Consider the following 18,091-nt stretch of genomic DNA (forward strand, 5'->3'; position numbering starts at 1 on the left):
GGCATAAAAAAACCACTCCAGCAATTGGAGTGGTTTTTTTGTTTGCGATACCAAAAGCCCCGCTGAAGGAATTAACCTTTTACCCCGCCCAAGGTTAAGCCACCAACGATATATTTTTGCAGCGCTAAGTAGACAATCGAGACTGGCAGCGAAATCATAATCGACATCGCCGCGAAGTTCGACCACGAAACCGTGGTGTATTGGCCGGTCATGGTTTGCAAGGCAATTGCCAAAGTGTAATTTTCGGCCTTGTTGATAAAACGCGCCGTCAAGGCAAATTCAGTCCAGCCAGCCATAAAGCCAAGGAAGGCAGTTACAGCCAGCGCTGGGGTTGCCAGCGGCAGGATGATCCGGAAGAAGATTTGGTTTGGCGAAGCGCCGTCAATAATCGCCGCTTCTTCCAATTCCTTGGGAATCGTATCCAAATAGCCTTTGAGATTCCAGATCGCAAACGGCAACGCGCCTGAGATCATCGCCAAGCCTACGCCATACAGCGAGCGGCCAAGGTCAAAAGGTTTGGCATTTTTGGGAATATCAATCCCGAGGCCACCCCATAATAATAAGCCAGCCACCGCCAAGCCCCCAAAGACTACAGCGATTGAGCCAGCCCTAAAATCGTCGGAGCGAATCCGCGAAATCGTCATCAAGATCAAACTTGTGACAATTAAGCCTGCCAGCACAAAATAGATAATACGTAGCACTTCAAGGCTCGTGCGAATTTTGGCCAACATCGCGAACAATGGCGCAAGCGTAGCAATCCCAGGCATCAGCAAAATAAAACCAATGCTCAAGAACAGAAACTTACGACCTACAAAGTTCAAGCGCGAGAATGCATAGGCTGCGGCAACCCCGATCATCACTGAGAAGAATGAAACGCCAGCTGCCAAGAAAAAGCTATTGCCCATCAACTTCCAGAACGAAATATCGCCAGCAGTTTTTGAAAGCGGCTGATCAATCACCGCTTGATATGAGCTAAACGAAATTGACTTCGGAATGAGTTCAAGCGTGCTTGACCGTTGGCTACCTGCTTCCTTGAACGAAAGCGTGACGATCCACATAATTGGGAATAACACCGAAACTGCGACCACCAAGCAAAATACTTGGAGTAACAGTTGTTGCCACCATTCCAATTGACGGCCAGCACCGCGCCCACGAGCAAACAGGCCTTTGCGGCTGGTCGATTGTGTAATAGATGAATTAGCCATCATACGACTCCGCTACTCGTGAAATCCGGGCAGTAATTGCCGAGATACAGCCAAGAATAATAAAGATAAAGACGCTAAATGCTGCGCCAATCCCAAACAGCGAGTTACCATTGATCAGTTTATAGGCTTGGGTTACCAAGATTTCGGTTTGGCCGAGCGGGCCACCACCACTGATGAAGTAAATCACGTGGAAGAGATTGAAGGTTTGGATAATCCCCAAAATGGTTGCTGGCACCATCGCGGGGCGCAGCAAGGGCAGCGTAATCGTCCAGAATTTATTCCAGCCAGTTGCGCCGTCGATCGAAGCTGCTTCATACAATTCTTTGGGAATACTTTGCAGCGCGCCGGTGGCCACAATCGTCATAAACGGCCAGCCCAGCCAAATATTGGCAATCAGCATGGCAAAATATGAGAGTGGCAAGCCAAAGGCAACCGGATCAACCCGTTGCAGCCAATCGATCCCAGCCTCAGGAAAGGCTGGCCCAAGAAAAATCTTGAGAAACAGATTGACAGCGCCTTCTTTGGCATCGAACATATTGCGCCAAATCGTAGCAATAACCAGCTGAGGCAGCACCATCGGCAAAATATAAATTGCGCGATAGATCTTTTTAAACCACAAACCCTCGACGTTCAACATAACCGCGATGACGATCCCCAGTGAAACGTGAAAAATCACATTCGAGAATGTCCACCAGATGTTGAACCCCAAGGTGCGCCAGAAGCGAAAACTATTCAAGTCGGCATCAACGGTTGCCAACTTATCTTGCAAAATCAAGCGATAGTTTTCGAAGCCAACATAATTGGGGGCTTTATAGTTCGCAACGTTTGGGTTAATGCTGGAAGGGCCGAAATCGGTCAGCGACATCCAGAATTGATAGACGATCGGATAGAACGTGATGATCGCCATCACGATCAGAGCGGGAAAAAGATAGGTATACGCTGTGCGTGAACTTCTGGTGCGTGCCCACCACGATTGGCGTGGGATGGCGCTATCACTAGCACGCTCGACGCTACTTTCTGCCGATGCCATGGCGGTGCTCCTTTGCTGACAGGGGCGGGGTCGGATTGATTGGTATCGCGTGAGCGAGGAACAGGGTGCAAGACTACGGCATCGTTTACAGCACTATCTTTGGTAAGTCCACCATAGCCTTGGCGTGGCCCGTTCCCTCTCGAGGAAGGAACGGGCCGCTGGTTGCCTTATTTACCGTTGGCGAGGTCCATTGCAGCACAGGCATCGGTGATAGCCTTGGTTGCTTCTTCGCCGCCGTCAAGAGCCTTGGTCAATGCGTCACCAACTGGTGTCCAGAAGTTACCAAGCTCTTTGTCTTGTGGGCGAGCATAGCCGGTTGAAGCGGCTTGGCTGAAGCCCAAGACCAAAGCATCGGTTGGAACAACATTGATGTCGGTTGGCACGTGGCCAGCTTGTTCGGTGTACAATTTTTGTGATTCGGTGTTGGTCAAGTACATTGCCAAGGCAACTGCACCTTCAACATTTTGGCTGTTGATGTTGACATAGAAACCGTCAACACCGGTCAATGGACCAGCAGGACCTTTTGGCCCAGCAGGCATTGGAGCTACAGCCAAGTTTTCGCCCAAATCTTTTTGGTAGTCGGCCAAAACCCATGGCCCGTTGATGATCATGTCTGCTTTGCCTTCGCGGAAAGCAGCATCAGCGCTAGGACCATCGGTGAGGAAGGTTGCGCCGGCAGCTTTGAGGTCTTGCAAATACTTGAATGCTTCGCCGCCACCGTTGGTCAAGCCACAGGCTTTATCGGCGGTGAACAAGCTAGCACCGAAGGCTTGGAAGAAGCCAAAGTTGTGGTAAGCGCTTTGGTTCAAGACCAATTTCTTGCCATCTTTGACCATTTGCAACAACTCGTCGGTGGTGGTTGGTGGGGTTGCGATGGTTGATTTGTTGTAGTACAAGGCTACAGCTTTGTATGATTCTGGAATCCCGTACAGCTTGCCATCAACCGACATACCGGCAACGCCAGCTGGGCCGATATTGGTCAAGTTTGCTTTGTAGGCATCGAGGTCGGCCAACAAGTTTTTGCGAGCCAAATCGCCCAAGCTATCGTTTGGAGCCAAGAACAAGTCTGGGCCGCTGCCAGTGGCAACGTCGTTTTCAAACTTGCTGAATACTTGATCGAATGGTACTTGCAACACGGTGATGTTAGCATCTGGGAAAGCGGTTTTGGCGTTTTCGATCAACGTGGTTAACGTTGCATCTTCGCTGCCACCAGTGCTATAGGCGTGCCACAAGGTAATATCGCCAGTTGCTACCATGCCACCAGTGGTTGGGGCGGTGGTTGCAGCGGCGGTTGCTTCAGCAGTTGCTTCAGCGGTTGCATCTGTAGTTGCGGCGGTTGGTGCGGCAGTTGCATCTGCTGCGGTGGTTGGTGCGGTGGTTGGTGCGCTGGTCGCTGGGGCCGTGGTTGGGGTTGAGCTACCACAGGCTGCCAATAAACCGACCATCATCACGCTGACGAGCAGGAAGCTCATAAATCGCTTCATTGCTGTACACTCCTTTGTACCAAATTAGGAAATCTGTACCGTGCCGATTAGGGCGAACAGGTGAATATAATCTCGTGGCGTTGGCCACGATCCGTCAAGGGCAATGGTTAGCTTGCCAACGACCCAACTTCGTTGGAATGCACGCCTAAGGTGGCGGGCCGTTCCAAGGCTGGCGGCGCAAATAAGCGCTCGGTGGCAAGGGCTGCGGCTCCCAAGGCTGCAACGTTGCGGCCTAGTGCGCCGGGCACAATCGAGGTATTATTCACAGCAATCGATAACGCTCGGCGCGCTACGGTTGCCCGAATAGTCTCGATCAATAACGGTGAGGTTTCCGGAATAACCCCGCCTATGACAACCCGATCGGGGTTGAAGATATTAATGATACTGGCGATTGCTACCCCAAGATAGTGGGCAGTGCGCCGCAAAATAGCTTGAATTTCGGGGCTGCTCTCAGCTTTGCGCACCAAGGCATGCACATCGTCATCGGCATTAATTAGCTTTTGCTCACGCGCCAGCCGTAAAACCGTAATTTGTGATGCCAGTGCTTCCAGCGAGCCAGCATTGATTGGCCCAAATGATTCGTCGTTTTCGACGCTGAGCGTGGTATGGCCAACCTCGCCAGCACTGCCAATCGAGCCACGAAATAGATGACTATCAATAATCAGGCCAGCGCCAATCCCGGCGCTACTCATATATAAATAGACCATGTTTTGTGCGCCTTGGCCAGCGCCCCAGCGATATTCGGCCATGGCTGCCAAGTTGGCATCGTTATCAATTGATACGGGTAAGCGGAAGGTTTGGCTTAACTCTTCGCGAATCGGCACATTATCCCAGCCAGGCATAACTGGCGGCGCAATCGTGCGCCCATTGCGAAAATCGAGTGGGCCAGGCACGCCAACCCCAATCGCACTAATTCGGCCCCGACCAACTGGCGATTCGGTCAGCATCGTGCTAATTAATTGTTTGATCAGCGGCATGCCAACCGTGGGGCCATCATTGACATTAAAGGAGATTTGGCGACGTGAACAGATGCGAGCGTTCAAATCGGTAATAACAGCGCTCACGGCGTTGCGCGAAACATCAAGCCCAATAATATAATTAGCTTGATAATTGAATTCGAGGATGATTGGCCGACGGCCACCTTTTGAAGTTCCAATCCCGGTTTCAGTTACCAAGCTGGCTTCAATTAGATCGTTGATGATGCTCGAAACCGTTGAACGACTTAACTTGGTATGCTTAGCAATATCGGCTCGCGAAATTCGTCCTTCACGCCGAATTAACTGGAGTACCAGGGCGCGGTTGAGTTCTCGCATCAAACTCAGATCAGCTGTCAGTGCCGAAGGACGATTCATTTGGAAGCTCCTACTTGGTAAGTGGCTCCGATTTTAGCAACTATTTGGTACTTTGTCAAGACAACAAACAAACATAAGCGTTTTATTATAGAATGCGATTTAGGCCATTCTAAGGCTTTAAATCGCAACTGAGGCTAGGCGTTATGGATGATCGATTATCAATCCGCTTGGAGCAATCGCTCGATTTTTGTATTAAATGTAATATTTGCACCACGGCATGTCCGGTTGCAGCCGTTACAGATCTCTTTCCTGGCCCGAAATATGTTGGGCCGCAAGCCGCGCGCTTCCGCCACGATCAGGCTGAACACTCGCCCGATCATTCGGTCGATTATTGCTCTGGCTGTCGGGTTTGCAACGAGGTTTGCCCAACTGGGGTGCCAATTGCCGAACTCAATGCCCGTGCGCGAGCACAGATGGTACGCGAAAACGGCTTGCCCTTGCGTAATCGCATGCTTGGGCGCTCGGAGTTGCTAGGCATGCTTGGTACACCCTTCGCACCGCTCGCCAACTGGACGATGACCAATCGGCCAATTCGTTGGTTGATCGAAAAGCTGTTTAAAATCGATCGGCGCGCGCCGCTGCCACAGTGGGCTGGCTATACCTTGCGCGGTTGGGCGCGCAAGAATCTGCCTCGGGCTGCCACGCCCTTGCGTTGGACGTATGGCCTGCGTTCTTGGCTTAGCAGCACTGCGCTTGTGCCGCTCGAACAACGCCGCTTGATGCAAAATCAAGCCCAACAGCAAACAGCTGTACCAACAATCTCGCGTAAAGTGGTCTATTTTCATGGCTGCTCAACCAATTATTACGAGCCACACGTTGGCAAAGCTGCGCTTGAGGTTTTGAACCGCAATGGCTGCGAGGTTGTGTTGGCTAATCAAGGCTGTTGTGGCTTGCCCATGCTTTCGAATGGCGAGTTTAATGCGGCGCGACGCTATCATGCCGCCAATGTACGTTCGCTGTTGCCATGGATTCGCCAAGGCTATGTGGTGGTGGGAACCTCGACCAGCTGTACCTTGACGCTCAAAGATGAAGCGCCCGAATTGTTGGGTTGGCATGATCCCGAGGTTCAGTTGGTGGCCGAACAAACCTACGATATTTTCGAATATTTGCGTTTGCTCGACCAAGCAGGGGAATTTGATCGCAACTTGGGAGCGATTGAAGAAACGTTGCCTTATCATCCGCCATGTCAATTAAAAGCTCATCGGATTGGCCTGCCAGCCCGTGATATTTTGGCCCATATTCCAAGCTTGAAGATTGATCGCAGCCAAGCTGCTTGTTGTGGTATCGCCGGAACCTATGGCTTGAAAACTGAAAAATATGGCATTGCAATGGATGTGGGCAAGCCCTTGTTTGAGTGGGCCAACGCCCATGCTGCCGATACCGTGCTCTGTGATAGCGAAACTTGTCGCTGGCAAATTAGCCACGGGACGGGGTTGGAAACCCGCCATCCCGTGGAGTTGCTAGCCGAGGCCTATCGCCGCTTTGATCAACAGCGCCACCTTAAATGACGTTGGTTTCGACTTTGGCCCGCCATGCCGCATGGACATAGCCACCTTCGCGGTCGGAATGTTCGATGCGTTCAAAACTAGCGCGGGCTGCATCAACTTGGCCCAACGAGCGTTGGAGTTGGCCGATGCGATAGAGTAATTCTGCTTGTTGGGGAATTGGACACCCATTCAAGAGCAATTCTGCTTGATCCAAGGCCAATTGAACTTGGCGCTCCTCGTTGGCCAAGAATGCCAATTCGGCGCGCGCAACATACAGGCTGGCTTTGGCAGCAACATGCGGAGCCAAGGCCAAGCCTGCTTCGATCCATTGTTTAGTGGTTTGGCTGGCTTCATCAAAATGCAAGCTCAACAAGGCATTGTGGCTATAGCTCAAGGCCAATTGCTCATCCAACACCAAGGCCATGCTGGCATAATGGCGGGCTTCGTTCCAATCGCCGTGGGCAGCGAGCGCCCGGCTCATTTCTAAGTAAATTGGTGCATGGAAGGGATACAATTGATCGGCTCGTTCGATGGCTTTGATGGCGGCTTCGGTTTCGCCTTGGGCCAATTGAATCGAACCCATGGCCAACCAAGCGTCAGCCGAATCGGGATAAATCCGCAGTGACCACAAGACCAAGCGTTCTGCTTGGGCATACGAACCGTGCGACCAAGCGCGACCTGCGTACCAAACTAAAGCGATGCGAGCAACGAATAAGCCAATCAACAATTCGCTGAGCAAGGCTACGCCAACTGCTTGATTGGTTAAAAAGTACAAGCCACAGAGCGCTGGAAACACCACCAATTCTGGCATGAGCATCACCGCCCGACCAACCCGTATTCCCGTGGTTAGATGTCGTCGTTCCTGCCGTTGCGCCGTCATGATTGTTGCCATAGCTCAACCCCTTATTACATATACTCGTATCGGGGTTAAGTATCGCTCAAGGTTGTGACAATCAGTGTCACAACCTTGAAAAATTTGTGCTATTTTTCTAGGCTCCACGCCACTGCTGCTTGGCCATGCAACAGCGTTGTATCGAAGAGTGGTACCTCGCAATCAGCTTGGTTAATCAACAAACCAATTTCGGTACAGCCCAAAATAATGCCTTCTGCGCCAGCCGCCACCAAATCGTTGATGACCGCCAAATAATAGGCTTTTGAGCGCGCTTCGATTTTGCCAAGGCACAATTCATCGAAAATAATCCGATGCACTTCATCGCGTTGTTCTAAGCCAGGCGTAACGACCCCTAAACCATAGCGTTCGCGCAAACGCCCAGCATAAAAATCATGTTCCATGGTGAAGCGCGTGCCAAGTAAGCCAATTGTGCGCAACTGTTGGGCTTGAATCGCTGCCGCAGTTGGATCGACGATATGGATAAATGGCACTTCAACTGCTTGCTCAATCGCCGTGGCCACTAAGTGCATGGTATTGGTACAAAGCACAATACACTCTGCGCCAGCAGCAACCAAATTGCGGGCAGCTTGGGCCAAAATCTCACCAGCGGTTTCCCATTGATCGGCTTTTTGCAAGGCGGCAATTTCGGCAAAATCGACCGAATAGAGCACGCATTTGGCCGAATGTAAGCCGCCAAAGCGCTGCTTGATTGTGTTGTTGAGCACCTGATAATAGCTGACACTCGATTCCCAGCTCATCCCACCGATCATGCCAATCGTTTTCATACAATGCTCCTTCGCACTAGGTTCAAACACAATTGGAGCAATGGTTGGTTGGCCATATGCTACGCCGCCTATCATACGCGCTTTTTGCTCAGCGTTGGCAGCCTCGCTTTTGCGACAGTTCTACAACAAACTTGGGATTGGTTTATGACAGCTCACATCTATGCTCAAATTATGCATTTTTTGAACCTAGGAGCATTGCTGTGAACCAGCTTCAATCAGCCCAAGCAGCCAAATCAGGCCCGAAAATCATCACATTTTTACTCATCACCACCGTGTTGACCACAATTTGTTACGCTTTTTTAGTTGGCCCAAATCCACAAGCGGCGTTTGGCTTAGGCGTGATATTTAGCCCAGCTTTGGCTGCAATCGTCACCCAATTAGGCTTTGAACACAGTTTAAAAGGCTTAGGTTGGAAATTCGCGCCAGCCAAAGATTTATTGCTAAGCTATGGTTTGCCGTTGGCTTATGGTTTGTTGGTGTATGGTGTGGTCTGGCTGAGCGGCATTGGTGGATTTTCGTTGCAAGCCTTGGCAACCCACGTCGGTTTAGCCACGCCGCTAACAATTGGCGCATTCTGGGCTTATCTGGGCGAGACAGCAACCGTGGGCATTTTGCGTTCGGCCTTGCTGGCCTTTGGCGAAGAACTGGGCTGGCGCGGTTTTTTGGTGCCTGAGTTGCTGAAACGCTATTCGTTCGCCGCAACCGCAACCATCAGTGGCGTTATTTGGGCAATCTGGCATTATCCAGCAATTTTGCTGGTCGAATACAATAATGCTGGCGCGCCATTGTGGTTTGGCTTGCTCTGTTTTACTGGTTTGGTCATCGGCCTGAGTTTTGTGCTGACGTGGCTGCGCATGAAAACAGCCAGTGTTTGGCCCGCAGTGCTGTTGCATGCCAGCCATAATATTTTTATCCAAACCGTTTTCAATCCACTGACCAGCAAAAATAGCATCACACCGTATGTGATCGACGAATTTGGGCTTGGTTTAGCAATTGTGATTGGTTTGGGAGTCTATATTGCTATAAAATGGGATAAGTTTCAATAAAATCATCGCGTTTAATAATTCGATTAATTGGGTAAATAAACTTATAGTAAAATACAATAATTTCATGGCGATTTTTAAGTCCGGTTTTTTGTAAGATTCTGGCAACAAACCCTTCAACAGTTCGTTCACTCAGTTGAAATTTTTCGGCGATCATACGATTGCTCAAGCCAGCACAGATTTCCATAAAGATACTATATTCTCTTTTGGTAAATTCTTTAATTGTTTGATAATCGAATTTACAAAAATAACTGTATTTTGCAAGTAGCTCGTTGAGCAGTGCATTTAAATCCCAATCGTTGATGCTATAAATACGATATTGTTTGATTTTCAGAAAGGCTGTTGAAGGTTTGTTAAAGATGAAAAGAATATCAGTTTGCGTTGGAATATGTTGAAGATCATCGATCAAATGATATTGAATATGGAAAATGTCTGATAGCAGGGCAAGCCATAATGTTGCTGCAAACCCATGTTCAGCACACATGGTAATCTGAAGATAATCTCTCATCACAACCTCACAATTAAATTAGCATTAAAAATTAGGTGTTTGTACGCTAGCGAGGATGCTGCCACCACTATAACATACTACTTAACTATTGCTCAATACTGACAGTAGTGTATGTAGTGAGGAAGGCTTCAATGGTGAAACGGTTAGGATTGCTCAGCTGCTTGTTCCTGATGCTCAATTTATTTTCGCCGAATCCAGTTTCGATTGAGGCAAATGAATTGCCTCAATCAAATCAAATTATCCAAAGTGATTGTGATAATCATGAAACGCCAATTAATGCTGAACTCCCAACGCCTGCATTAGGAAAATCGCCCACAACTGGTCGCGAAATCAAAGAAGAAGCATTTAGCGGCCCAACGTGGATCAAACATGATGAACGATTAAATTCAGACTGTGCCAATGATCAACCGAATCATGCTGCATCAGCAATGCATTTTCATTTTGCCGATGCAATTACTGGCCGTTGGGATGGTTTTTATACAATTGATTTAGGGCGTGGTTGTGTCGGGCCGTGCACTTTATCGGCCTCAGAATCGCAAACTTGGAGCCATAAATTTGGGGTGAGTATTGGCTTTGATAAAGCACCAATTAAAGGCACAGTTGGCTATGATGTAACGTATTCATCAAGCCAAACATTTACCTATAGCTTTCCTGTGGCGGCTGGCGAGCGCAAAGTCGTCAAATATGATGATTTTTACCATATTACCGATATGAATGTGCATACAGACTGGTACACCTGTGCAATTCTCGGCGGTGGGACATGTTTCTTCTCGCATCGTGAAGATGGAACGGCATGGGCAGGCCAATGGTTTACCAGAATCTTTAAGTCAGTACCTTTTTAGTTCAAAGTAAAACTAATTTTAGGCATTGTAATTATCTTGAATTTAAGATAATCACAATGCCTTAACTGCTTTAACAGGAGGCATAATGTTACGTTTTATACGAATATGGATTCTATCTATATTTCTATTAAGTGGTTGTGCAACCCAAGCACCAAACGACGCTTGGTATAGATCTGGGCGCTATGCAGTGCAATTTATTGGATTAATTAGCGCGAAAGCCCATGAAGTTGTGCCAATTCAGCTCGCGTTTATTGATGTTGGCGAACCGCGCCGGAGCAGCGAAATCCAATTCAATCAATTAACCTTGTTGAGTGATAAAGGTGAATTATCCACCCAATCAGTCACGCTTACGCCATCGCCAGCCACAACCAACTATCGCTTTTTTTCAGTGTTGGCGATGCTTGATGGGCTTGAGCCAGGTATGTATCGGTTTAGCCAAGTGCGCTATGTTGATGAACAGCAACATGAGCAAACACTCAGCGTTGGCGATTGGGAGCTAAGCATCCTTGATTTGCCAACTGCGCCGCTCAAAATGGGCAGCCATAGCGTGCTGACGGTTGGCAAACCAGAGCGTTTTGAGGTTGAATTGATTAATCCAACGGATCAATCGATTCGCGTGTTTGATAGCACGATCAACAGCTCGACCTATCCGCTTTCTGCAAGCCTGCATTTGGCGCAAGATGGAGCTACTGCGATGCAACCAGTGCTTGGTGATGCTCCACCGCAGCCGATTCAACCTTTATCCAGCGTAACAATTGAGCTTCAACCGCAACAAACCCAAACCATTTTTTTTCAACTGCATGGAATCGAGCAATTACCAACTGAGTTTTTAGTCATTCAACCGCTGCTGAGCTATCAACAAGCGCAAAACCCGCGCCAACAATTCATTTTGCCGCTCCAAGTTTTCTCGCCGCCATTTCTTGATGATGGGGCAGTGCTGAAATACCTTGATTTCTTACCAGTTGGCGCTTTCCATGAGTAAATGATTGATTCAATCGCCAAAGTAAGCTTATTTGAGAAACAACAAAACAGCATTATTCGTATTGTTTGATACTAAGCATTGATGTTAATGCTACGGAGAGTGAAGATGCTTTTCAAACGTGGATTAGGTCGATCGCTACAGTGTATCGCGTTGTTGGGTTTGGTTTTGCTCAGCAGTTGTGGCCAGCAAACGGCGGACGTGGCTTGGCCTAAACCCGGGCGCTATGCAATCCAGTTTGTTGGGGTGATTACCGCGAGCACCCATGATCTTGTACCAATGCAGCTAGCATTTATTGAGGTATGCGACCCATGGCGTACAAACGAGTTACACACCCAAATAAATAACTTAACTATGTTGAGTGATAAGGGTGAGTTAACAGTTCGCGCGGCATCCTACTCGCCACCCGACCCCACATCGCCCGACTATCGGTATTCTACAGTGAAGGTAAGTCTCAACGAACTTGAACCAGGAACCTATCGATTTAGCCAAATGCGCTATCGTGATGAAAATAAACAAGAGCACATAATCACGATTGGTGATTGGGAATTGATCATTATTGATTCGCCACCAGCACCACTTAAACCCGATTATCTTAATGTGATAGGAGGAGAATTCCGAGACCATTTTAGTGTTACCTTAGCAAATACAAGCACGCAGATGATTCAATTGTTTGATACACCAATCAAAAGTTCCAAGTACCCAATTTCATCAACGCTCCATTTGGCTCAACAGATATATGATGGGAGTGGTTCACCAGTTCCTGTTCCTGCGAACAAGCCATCATCATCAAGTGTTTCGAGCATTGATATTCAGCCACAACAAAACCAAGCTATTGCTTTGCAACTATATGGGCTTGAACAATTACCAAGCAAGTTTGTGGCAATTCAGGCGGCAATTGAATACAAACAGGGTCAAGCCCCTAGCCAAATGTATATTTTGCCATTGCAAGTGTTTTTACCTCCATTTGAGAACGATCAAGCGATTAAGCAATACCTTAGTACATTGCCAGCGGATGCTGCTCAACAATAAAACAAGACTCCTACCTATTTGGGTAGGAGCCTTATTCGTTATAAAACAGGCGAGATAAAGGTTGGTAGCTCGGTTGTGGGGTTGACCATGCCGCGAAAAAGTTTGCCATAGAATGCGGCAACAACTTTGATATGGCCAAGAATGCGGGTATTGAAATTGTGGAATTCTTCGCTTGGCACTAAAAGCTCGCGATGGCGGCGGCGCAGGCCAACCGATTTCACCGCAAATTGGCGCGCATATTGCTCGCTAATTTCAAATTCGGCCACAAAACCTGCATAGCCAGCATCAACCTCGCGGGTTTTAATATCTTTGGCTATGTGACTCGCATAATCCAAGTTGAGAATTGGATAGGCAATTGGTGGCTCGGCCAATTGTGCTGGGAATGAACGATAGCCCGCTTGTGCAATTAACGTTAATTCTTGTAACCCAACAGGTCGATACAGGATCATTTGCTTGTCCTTTCCCTTGTTCCACCAAGGCATGCTTGTCAGAAGCTATAACGTAGTCTCAAAAGGTCTTTCTGGCTGAAATTTATTCCACATCTATTTAGATACAGATTAGGCTTTAATTTTGTATGAGAAACGCTGATAAATCAAGGGATTTTTGGCCCCAATTTGGGTTAGGTCAGTACTACAAGAATGACGGGAACGCTATTTCGAAACCTTCCTAGCTGTCCATATCCCGCAGCCTAGTACTACGTCTGGTACTTGTTTGGGTTGAGTAATCTGGCTGTACCCTATAACTCTGTACCATGGCTTATATGCTTTTGGATGCAGTTAAATTTGCTTAGTGACTTGCTTGATAGGCAGCCCACGCGGTGCAGTAGGCGTGGTAAATTGCCGATTCAAAGCAGATGAAGGTGACTTTTTCGGGGATGCTGTGGGTTGCAAGGAAGTTGGCGACGGTCTGAATGGCAATTGGCGCAGCTAATTCGACTGGATAGCCATAAATGCCACAGCTAATCGCAGGAAAGGCGATAGTTTCGAGTTGGTGGTTGGCGGCAAGTTCAAGGCTGTTTTGATAGCAGGCGCTCAATAATTCGGCTTCGTGTTTGCTGCCACCCTGCCAAACTGGCCCGACTGTGTGGATAATGGCGCGGACTGGCAAGCGATAGCCTTTGGTGATTTTAGCTTGGCCTATTTCGCAACCACCTAATTGATCACATTCAGCCTGTAATTCGTCGCCAGCAGCATGATGAATCGCTCCATCTACGCCGCCGCCTGCAAGCAACCATTCATTGGCAGCATTAACGATCGCTGCGCCTGTAAATTTCGTAATATCGCCTTGGAGAATCTCGATCTGTGAAGTCATTGGTAGCTCCTTCTCAATTTAATATTGATCCACGAAGAGCACGAAGAGCACGAAGTTGGAACCACGAAGAGCACGAAGGCTTGGAACCGCGAAGAACGCGAAGATCGCGAAGGACGTTTTAGCCACAGATTCCACAGATTAGCTCAGATTAATTATTTCTATAACCCATAGCCCATAGCCCATAGCCATCGCTTCTCTGCGCCGCTGCGTTAAGATTGATCCACGAAGAACACGAAGGCCACGAAGGGAATGAAACCGCGAAGGGCGCGAAGAACGCGAAGGTTACGTTTTGAGCCTATGCTCTATGTTCTATGCTCTCTGTTCTTTTTTGACTTTTGACTTTTGATTTTTGCCTTCATCCTTCATATTTAAACATAAAACTCCTCGCCCATGTGCATGAGCGAGGAGCTGCCAGCATTGCTTATGGGTAGATGCCACGGATTTGGGTTGCTTCGGCAACGCGGGCCACCGCAACCATATAGCCGCCCATACGCATTGAAACTTTGTGTTTCAGCGTTTGGGCCAACACCGATTCAAAGCTATGTTGCATAATCCGCTCAAGCTTGTTGTTAATTTCTTCTTCGGTCCAGAAGAATTCTTGCAAGCCTTGGACCCATTCGAAGTAGGAAACGGTCACACCGCCAGCGTTAGCCAAGATGTCGGGCACGACAAAAATGCCTCGTTCAAACAAAATATCATCAGCTTCGGGAGTGGTTGGGCCGTTTGCGCCTTCGACCAGCAATTTACAATTGATCCGGCCAGCGTTTTCCTCGGTAATTTGGTTTTCCAAGGCGCAAGGTGCCAGAATATCGCACTCAAGCTCGAGAATTTGCTGGTTGCTAACGCGTTCGATGCCAGCTGCTTGGTAGCCTTCGAGCGAGCGGTGTTGCTTGGTGTAGGCAATCATTTCGGGGATATTCAGGCCATTGCGGTTGTAGTAGCCGCCTGAAACATCGCTTACTGCAATCACTTTGCTGCCCATGCGCTGCATCATATCGGCGGTAACGCTACCCACATTACCAAAGCCTTGAATGACCACGGTTGCGCCTTCGATGCGCAAGCCAAGGTGTTTGGCGGCTTCGCGGGCCACAATACTGACCCCGCGTCCAGTGGCTTCGACCCGACCCAACGAACCGCCAACTTCAACTGGCTTGCCCGTAATCACGGCAGGCACAGTGTAGCCACGGTGCATCGAAATCGTATCCATAAACCAAGCCATCACTTGGCCGTTAGTCCCAACATCGGGAGCTGGAATATCTTTTTCAGCGCCAACCAAAATGCTAATTTCAGTTGCAAAACGCCGCGTTAGCCGTTCTAATTCACTTTGGGATAATTTTGTTGGGTCGACGATGACCCCACCTTTTGCGCCGCCATAGGGAATATTAACCAGTGCGCATTTCCAGGTCATCCACATTGCGAGCGCGCGCACTTCATCGATATCGACTGCTGGGTGATAGCGAATCCCGCCTTTGGCTGGGCCACGTGAGACGTTGTGTTGGACGCGATAGCCGCTAAACACTTGAATCTCACCATTGTCCATCTTGACTGGGAAATTGACGCTTAATTCACGTTGAGGGACGCGAAGAACTCGACGCAAGCTTTGGTCGAGATTCAGCTTTTCAGCAGCGAGATCGAATTGACGCTGAGCGTTCTCGAATGCGTTGCGATGAGAGTCAGCCATTGACTTGTTCCTTTCTAATTGATCGCCTTTGATCAAAAGAGGCTCCTCGGTTATGCGGAAGTCTCTCTAAGATTATACGACATATAAATCCAGCGGCGTTCACCGAGAAACAGGGCGTTCCACCATGAGCGGCGCACCTCGCCCTCGCTAAAGCCCAAATTACGGTATAAAGCGCGCGCGTTATGATTGGAGGCACTGACGTATAAGCCGAGTTTGCGTTTGCCAAGCTCACGCGCAATGCTCATGCTATGCTGCATCATGGCTTGGGCAATACCTCGGCGGCGATAACGTTCAGCAACCGCAACGTCGCTAATAAAACCTTCATCCCGCCCAATCCGATGGTCAATTTGCGAAAGCGCATGGACGGCACGAAACGCCCCCCAAGCGCCAAGCTCGCGTAAAAACGCTTGCTCAACTAAGCCAACATCGTCTGGACGCATCTCGATTGTGCGCAACGTAATTGTGCCTACAATTTCGCTGCCAGCTACCATGACATACATTCCCTGCAAGCTGCTTGGCCCTTGCATTTGATGTGATTGATGTAAGGCCGCAACGCCGCGTTGCACTCCGCGCTTGCCAAAAGCCGAGCTAAATTTATCGGCAAATGCCAGCGCTTGCAATTGCAGCATTGGCCCAAGATCATCCATCATGGCCGGACGAATCGTCAAAGCCAAGTCGCCTATTTGGAAAGGCACCGTTGCACGGATTTGCGGTGATGGTACAATCATTGATATTTTCCAAACAAAAAAACCGTGCAACCTGCACGGATGATTGGAGCGTACCACAATCAACGTTGATCCGGCACGTTAGCTAGGCGCATTCTACACCCGCTCGGATCGCTCGTCAAGCACTATTGGTCGGATTGGCGGGCTAGGGCGTGGGTGATTTCTGCCGCTTAGACCACGAATTGACCGGAATACTATAGGAGGATTGTGTATGTCACTGTTTTGGATTGGCTGTTTCGTTATTTTGGGCTTAATTACGATTAGTGGCTTAATTGTCTTCTTGCTGCAAATTGGGGTGATTGTGCAAAAAGCTGGCGAAGCACCCCACATCGATCAGGGCAATTATTCGATGGATCAAGGCCGCGAAGTGAAGGCCGAAGACCAATAAATCTGCAACAGCGTACTGGAGTTTTTTCCAGTACGCTGTTTGTTTAATTGTAGGCTGGAGGACGAGCAATGCCAATTATCATCGCGATTGTGGCTGGGCTTGGCTTGGTGGGCTTGGCCAAAGCAATTTCAAAATTGTGGCAACGGGCTAGCATCGTGGTTCAAAAAGCCAAAGAGCCACCGCATATCGATCAATTGGATTATTCGATTGATGCCGTGCACGAGGTTAAATCCGAGCAATCATGATCCCCTCACCCCAACCCCTCTCCCACGTGGCGGGCGAGGGGCTTTCATCCTGTGGTTCTGCCACACTGCGCGGTGAAAACGGGTGCTCCTCCTCGCCCGCGTTTTCGTGGGAGAGGGGGCTGGGGGGTGAGGGGACGTTTAATCACCACGCTTTTTAAAACCTACCCTTGAAAGGGCTGGGGTGAGGGAACGTACTCCGTTTTCAGTAAATCGACGCAACCTCGGGTAGGGCCAAGCCTGCCAAAAAGGCTGCCATAATTGCATGGTGGTCTTCGGTTAATAGGCCATCATATTGTTGGCTCATTTGGGCCAAAATTGCCTCAGGATTCGCCCCAAGCTCCATCACAATTGTGCCAATTTGGCGTAAAAGCTGGGCTTCGGCCTCAAATTCGGCGCGGCTCAATGGTTGCCCATGATGGCTCGCGCAATAATATTCGGCTGGCAAAGCCAATAAACGATCCAATAAAGGGAAAAGTTGGCTGGTGGTTAAGCGTCTTGCTCCATGATAGAGGTCATCGTAGATGCAATCGCCCAAAAAGACCACCGCTTGGTTTGGCAGATAGACAATCAGCGAATCGTGGGCATGATCGCCACCAACAACGATTAATTCGGCAGCACAATTACCTAAATCAAGGCTTAATTGCTGGGCGATGGTGCTGGTTGCTGGCACAAGCTGCAACTGGCTGCGATCAGCCATTTCGGCTTTGATCATATCGCGGCAAAATGCGATTTCTAAGCCAGCCTCAACCCGCTGATCCAAGGCTGCATCGCCCCAATCGAGGGTTGCCAACACGCGCAAAATGCGGTCGGTTTCCTGCGAGGCATAGCTTGGCAAGTCGAGGCTGGCCATGCCAAACACATGATCCCAATGCCAGTGGGTGATGGCGAGGCTGGTTGGTTGCGGCAAGCCTTGGGCCTGAAGCGCTTGGCGTAATAATGCAACGTGGGCGGGCGAATTGCCAGCATCAATTAATAAACACTCGCGATCGCCAACCACCAAGCCCAACATTGGGCGATCGGTGCGGCTATCGGCGGGCAACCAAAAAATCCGTTCAGTCAGCGGTTGTAATTGATCGAGCGCAACCATTGAGTTTCATTCTCC

19 protein-coding genes are annotated in these 18,091 nt (G+C 49.1%); 7 read left to right on the forward strand and 12 right to left on the reverse strand.

From position 1 onward, the window contains the following. Positions 1 to 71: 71 nt before the first annotated feature. The 4 genes from ACFMKP_RS21565 to ACFMKP_RS21580 all read right to left on the reverse strand — a co-directional run bounded on the left by ACFMKP_RS21565 (position 72) and on the right by ACFMKP_RS21580 (position 5,071). Positions 72 to 1,205, reverse strand: a complete 1,134-nt coding sequence (locus ACFMKP_RS21565) for a sugar ABC transporter permease (RefSeq protein ID WP_382294970.1) — start codon at positions 1,203 to 1,205, stop codon at positions 72 to 74. Next, complete coding sequence (locus ACFMKP_RS21570) at positions 1,198 to 2,235, reverse strand: carbohydrate ABC transporter permease (protein WP_382294972.1); 1,038 nt, start codon at positions 2,233 to 2,235, stop codon at positions 1,198 to 1,200. Before ACFMKP_RS21570 ends, ACFMKP_RS21565 begins: the two co-directional genes overlap by 8 nt. 167 nt (positions 2,236 to 2,402) lie before the next feature. After that, positions 2,403 to 3,719: an extracellular solute-binding protein gene (locus ACFMKP_RS21575; RefSeq protein WP_382294974.1), complete on the reverse strand. Its 1,317-nt coding sequence runs from the start codon at positions 3,717 to 3,719 to the stop codon at positions 2,403 to 2,405. Between the two features lie 107 nt (positions 3,720 to 3,826). Beyond that, a complete protein-coding gene (locus tag ACFMKP_RS21580; protein ID WP_382294976.1) occupies positions 3,827 to 5,071 on the reverse strand; it encodes an ROK family protein in 1,245 nt (414 codons plus the stop codon). Positions 5,072 to 5,214: 143 nt separating this feature from the next. On the opposite strand from ACFMKP_RS21580, the gene ACFMKP_RS21585 reads away from it, so the two are divergent. Further along, the gene (locus ACFMKP_RS21585; protein WP_382294978.1) at positions 5,215 to 6,579 is read left to right on the forward strand and encodes an anaerobic glycerol-3-phosphate dehydrogenase subunit C; all 1,365 of its coding nucleotides are present in this window, start codon (positions 5,215 to 5,217) and stop codon (positions 6,577 to 6,579) included. Here the strand turns inward: ACFMKP_RS21585 and ACFMKP_RS21590 are convergent. Further along, positions 6,572 to 7,450, reverse strand: a complete 879-nt coding sequence (locus tag ACFMKP_RS21590; protein WP_382294980.1) for a tetratricopeptide repeat protein — start codon at positions 7,448 to 7,450, stop codon at positions 6,572 to 6,574. The two genes, ACFMKP_RS21585 and ACFMKP_RS21590, sit on opposite strands and share 8 nt — an antisense overlap. Positions 7,451 to 7,539: 89 nt before the next feature. Beyond that, on the reverse strand, positions 7,540 to 8,235 hold the full coding sequence (locus tag ACFMKP_RS21595) for an aspartate/glutamate racemase family protein (protein ID WP_382294982.1): 696 nt from the start codon (positions 8,233 to 8,235) through the stop codon (positions 7,540 to 7,542). Between the two features lie 200 nt (positions 8,236 to 8,435). Between ACFMKP_RS21595 and ACFMKP_RS21600 the strand changes: the two genes are divergently transcribed. After that, positions 8,436 to 9,281, forward strand: coding sequence for a CPBP family intramembrane glutamic endopeptidase (locus ACFMKP_RS21600; RefSeq protein ID WP_382294984.1), 846 nt, complete (start codon positions 8,436 to 8,438; stop codon positions 9,279 to 9,281). On the opposite strand, the gene ACFMKP_RS21605 is transcribed toward ACFMKP_RS21600, so the two are convergent. Beyond that, the gene (locus tag ACFMKP_RS21605; protein WP_382294986.1) at positions 9,256 to 9,786 is read right to left on the reverse strand and encodes a response regulator transcription factor; all 531 of its coding nucleotides are present in this window, start codon (positions 9,784 to 9,786) and stop codon (positions 9,256 to 9,258) included. The genes ACFMKP_RS21600 and ACFMKP_RS21605 overlap by 26 nt on opposite strands. Before the next feature lie 131 nt (positions 9,787 to 9,917). On the opposite strand from ACFMKP_RS21605, the gene ACFMKP_RS21610 reads away from it, so the two are divergent. From ACFMKP_RS21610 to ACFMKP_RS21620, 3 genes are all read left to right on the forward strand, one after another. Beyond that, entirely contained in the window at positions 9,918 to 10,628 is a 711-nt protein-coding gene (locus ACFMKP_RS21610; protein WP_382294988.1) for a hypothetical protein, read from the forward strand. Positions 10,629 to 10,713: 85 nt separating this feature from the next. After that, on the forward strand, positions 10,714 to 11,610 hold the full coding sequence (locus ACFMKP_RS21615; protein WP_382294990.1) for a hypothetical protein: 897 nt from the start codon (positions 10,714 to 10,716) through the stop codon (positions 11,608 to 11,610). 489 nt (positions 11,611 to 12,099) lie between these two features. Next, positions 12,100 to 12,639 carry a hypothetical protein gene (locus tag ACFMKP_RS21620; protein ID WP_382294992.1) on the forward strand — a complete coding sequence of 180 codons (540 nt, stop codon included), beginning with the start codon at positions 12,100 to 12,102 and terminating at the stop codon, positions 12,637 to 12,639. A 38-nt stretch (positions 12,640 to 12,677) separates the two neighbouring features. On the opposite strand, the gene ACFMKP_RS21625 is transcribed toward ACFMKP_RS21620, so the two are convergent. The 4 genes from ACFMKP_RS21625 to ACFMKP_RS21640 all read right to left on the reverse strand — a co-directional run bounded on the left by ACFMKP_RS21625 (position 12,678) and on the right by ACFMKP_RS21640 (position 16,359). After that, positions 12,678 to 13,088: an ADP-ribosylation/crystallin J1 gene (locus tag ACFMKP_RS21625; RefSeq protein ID WP_110515570.1), complete on the reverse strand. Its 411-nt coding sequence runs from the start codon at positions 13,086 to 13,088 to the stop codon at positions 12,678 to 12,680. Between the two features lie 337 nt (positions 13,089 to 13,425). After that, positions 13,426 to 13,950, reverse strand: a complete 525-nt coding sequence (locus tag ACFMKP_RS21630; RefSeq protein ID WP_382294994.1) for an O-acetyl-ADP-ribose deacetylase — start codon at positions 13,948 to 13,950, stop codon at positions 13,426 to 13,428. Between the two features lie 421 nt (positions 13,951 to 14,371). Further along, positions 14,372 to 15,631, reverse strand: coding sequence for a Glu/Leu/Phe/Val dehydrogenase (locus ACFMKP_RS21635; protein WP_382294996.1), 1,260 nt, complete (start codon positions 15,629 to 15,631; stop codon positions 14,372 to 14,374). A gap of 50 nt (positions 15,632 to 15,681) precedes the next feature. Continuing rightward, positions 15,682 to 16,359 (reverse strand): GNAT family N-acetyltransferase, encoded by a 678-nt coding sequence (locus tag ACFMKP_RS21640; protein WP_382294998.1) that lies wholly within the window; start codon positions 16,357 to 16,359, stop codon positions 15,682 to 15,684. Positions 16,360 to 16,567: 208 nt separating this feature from the next. Here ACFMKP_RS21640 and ACFMKP_RS21645 point away from each other — a divergent pair, with 208 nt between their 5' ends. Both ACFMKP_RS21645 and ACFMKP_RS21650 read left to right on the forward strand, forming a co-directional pair. Continuing rightward, on the forward strand, positions 16,568 to 16,744 hold the full coding sequence (locus ACFMKP_RS21645) for a hypothetical protein (RefSeq protein ID WP_204753874.1): 177 nt from the start codon (positions 16,568 to 16,570) through the stop codon (positions 16,742 to 16,744). Positions 16,745 to 16,812: 68 nt separating this feature from the next. Beyond that, on the forward strand, positions 16,813 to 16,989 hold the full coding sequence (locus tag ACFMKP_RS21650; protein ID WP_382295000.1) for a hypothetical protein: 177 nt from the start codon (positions 16,813 to 16,815) through the stop codon (positions 16,987 to 16,989). A 202-nt stretch (positions 16,990 to 17,191) separates the two neighbouring features. On the opposite strand, the gene ACFMKP_RS21655 is transcribed toward ACFMKP_RS21650, so the two are convergent. Next, the gene (locus ACFMKP_RS21655; protein WP_382295002.1) at positions 17,192 to 18,076 is read right to left on the reverse strand and encodes an MBL fold metallo-hydrolase; all 885 of its coding nucleotides are present in this window, start codon (positions 18,074 to 18,076) and stop codon (positions 17,192 to 17,194) included. Positions 18,077 to 18,091: the final 15 nt, after the last annotated feature.

This window comes from Herpetosiphon sp. NSE202 (assembly GCF_042688385.1).
Taxonomy (GTDB): domain Bacteria; phylum Chloroflexota; class Chloroflexia; order Chloroflexales; family Herpetosiphonaceae; genus Herpetosiphon.

Excerpts from the sequence above, each read along its gene's own strand:
- ACFMKP_RS21565 (WP_382294970.1), bottom strand. The coding sequence starts at position 1,205 with ATGGCTAATTCATCTATTACACAATCGACCAGCCGCAAAGGCCTGTTT.
- ACFMKP_RS21570 (WP_382294972.1), bottom strand. The coding sequence starts at position 2,235 with ATGGCATCGGCAGAAAGTAGCGTCGAGCGTGCTAGTGATAGCGCCATC.
- ACFMKP_RS21575 (WP_382294974.1), bottom strand. The coding sequence starts at position 3,719 with ATGAAGCGATTTATGAGCTTCCTGCTCGTCAGCGTGATGATGGTCGGT.
- ACFMKP_RS21580 (WP_382294976.1), bottom strand. The coding sequence starts at position 5,071 with ATGAATCGTCCTTCGGCACTGACAGCTGATCTGAGTTTGATGCGAGAA.
- ACFMKP_RS21585 (WP_382294978.1), top strand. The coding sequence starts at position 5,215 with ATGGATGATCGATTATCAATCCGCTTGGAGCAATCGCTCGATTTTTGT.
- ACFMKP_RS21590 (WP_382294980.1), bottom strand. The coding sequence starts at position 7,450 with ATGGCAACAATCATGACGGCGCAACGGCAGGAACGACGACATCTAACC.
- ACFMKP_RS21595 (WP_382294982.1), bottom strand. The coding sequence starts at position 8,235 with ATGAAAACGATTGGCATGATCGGTGGGATGAGCTGGGAATCGAGTGTC.
- ACFMKP_RS21605 (WP_382294986.1), bottom strand. The coding sequence starts at position 9,786 with ATGAGAGATTATCTTCAGATTACCATGTGTGCTGAACATGGGTTTGCA.
- ACFMKP_RS21610 (WP_382294988.1), top strand. The coding sequence starts at position 9,918 with ATGGTGAAACGGTTAGGATTGCTCAGCTGCTTGTTCCTGATGCTCAAT.
- ACFMKP_RS21615 (WP_382294990.1), top strand. The coding sequence starts at position 10,714 with ATGTTACGTTTTATACGAATATGGATTCTATCTATATTTCTATTAAGT.
- ACFMKP_RS21620 (WP_382294992.1), top strand. The coding sequence starts at position 12,100 with ATGCGCTATCGTGATGAAAATAAACAAGAGCACATAATCACGATTGGT.
- ACFMKP_RS21625 (WP_110515570.1), bottom strand. The coding sequence starts at position 13,088 with ATGATCCTGTATCGACCTGTTGGGTTACAAGAATTAACGTTAATTGCA.
- ACFMKP_RS21630 (WP_382294994.1), bottom strand. The coding sequence starts at position 13,950 with ATGACTTCACAGATCGAGATTCTCCAAGGCGATATTACGAAATTTACA.
- ACFMKP_RS21635 (WP_382294996.1), bottom strand. The coding sequence starts at position 15,631 with ATGGCTGACTCTCATCGCAACGCATTCGAGAACGCTCAGCGTCAATTC.
- ACFMKP_RS21640 (WP_382294998.1), bottom strand. The coding sequence starts at position 16,359 with ATGATTGTACCATCACCGCAAATCCGTGCAACGGTGCCTTTCCAAATA.
- ACFMKP_RS21645 (WP_204753874.1), top strand. The coding sequence starts at position 16,568 with ATGTCACTGTTTTGGATTGGCTGTTTCGTTATTTTGGGCTTAATTACG.
- ACFMKP_RS21650 (WP_382295000.1), top strand. The coding sequence starts at position 16,813 with ATGCCAATTATCATCGCGATTGTGGCTGGGCTTGGCTTGGTGGGCTTG.
- ACFMKP_RS21655 (WP_382295002.1), bottom strand. The coding sequence starts at position 18,076 with ATGGTTGCGCTCGATCAATTACAACCGCTGACTGAACGGATTTTTTGG.